Source organism: Collinsella aerofaciens (assembly GCF_040920445.1).
Taxonomy (GTDB): domain Bacteria; phylum Actinomycetota; class Coriobacteriia; order Coriobacteriales; family Coriobacteriaceae; genus Collinsella; species Collinsella aerofaciens_BH.
In genome coordinates, this window is record NZ_JBCOTQ010000109.1 from 1 (window position 1) to 951 (window position 951).

The 951-nt window shown below is 56.8% G+C and carries 1 protein-coding gene and 2 tRNA genes; 2 read left to right on the top strand and 1 reads right to left on the bottom strand.

The annotated features are described in order from the left end of the window. Positions 1–98: 98 nt before the first annotated feature. A complete protein-coding gene (locus tag AB5405_RS09825) occupies positions 99–509 on the bottom strand; it encodes a hypothetical protein (RefSeq protein ID WP_271746478.1) in 411 nt (136 codons plus the stop codon). A gap of 275 nt (positions 510–784) precedes the next feature. Here AB5405_RS09825 and AB5405_RS09830 point away from each other — a divergent pair. Beyond that, a tRNA-Gln gene (locus AB5405_RS09830) sits at positions 785–858 on the top strand. Between the two features lie 17 nt (positions 859–875). Beyond that, positions 876–949, top strand: a tRNA-Glu gene (locus tag AB5405_RS09835). Positions 950–951 lie beyond the last annotated feature (2 nt).

Consider the following 951-nt stretch of genomic DNA (forward strand, 5'->3'; position numbering starts at 1 on the left):
GCCTCTAGGGGAAAGCGCGTCCCGTTCTGGACGTAAATTCCGGGATGAGCTTTCCGGTTGGCGGGCATGCGCACTATCCCGGCTGGCGGGCATATGCGCTAATCCTCAAGCTGCGCCCATTCGTGCGGATCGTAGACCTTTACGTGCTTGTTGGGCTTGCCGCTCCAGTACTCCTCGTCCATAAAGGGCAGATATGCCTGAACGCCGGGGCAGATAAAGGGAATCCGCTGCTGTTGCAGTCGCTCGCGCTGGCGCTGCTCCAGATGCGCCTCGGATATGACGGTCGGCATGCCGGACAGCTCGACGAGGCTTGCCTGGATTCGCTTAAGGTCGGGGAGTCCCGCGTGCCATGACATCCGCATGATCAAAAAGGATGCACGGCGGTATTTTGCCTGCACCACAGTAATGGCGGGGCGCAGTGTGGGATGGATTTTGTCCCGTTCGGGCCAAAGGTCGGCAGTGATCTCGAGGCCCAGGGTCTCCCATAGGTAATCAAGCTCTTCGTCCATGGCGCCTCATATCTACGCGATCATTGATACTTCGATTGTGTTGCCTGGCGCTATCGTTTTCACGGTAGAATCTGCCAACGGTTGACGGCTACCGCTCGCGGCGTTTTGCCCTTCGCGTACAGCGGTTGGCTTCACAGGTCCTTCACGGGTTGGACTAAATTAGGCCAATTTGACTGAATTTCAAAAAAGTCAAAATTGGGGCTTGCGTCACGGCGAGACTTCCCGTATATTTCTTTCTTGCGCAAAGGCACAGCCGAGCGCAGCGATGCAGTCATTGGGATGTCGTCTAATGGCAGGACAGCGGATTCTGGTTCCGTCAATGGGGGTTCGACTCCCTCCATCCCAGCCATTGCATTTGCTACATATGGCCCGTTCGTCTAGCGGTTTAGGACGCCGCCCTCTCAAGGCGGAGATCACCAGTTCGAATCTGGTACGGGCTACC

What these genes read in the sequence shown, in the direction of transcription:
- AB5405_RS09825 (WP_271746478.1), bottom strand. Translation starts at nt 509, where the DNA reads ATGGACGAAGAGCTTGATTACCTATGGGAGACCCTGGGCCTCGAGATC.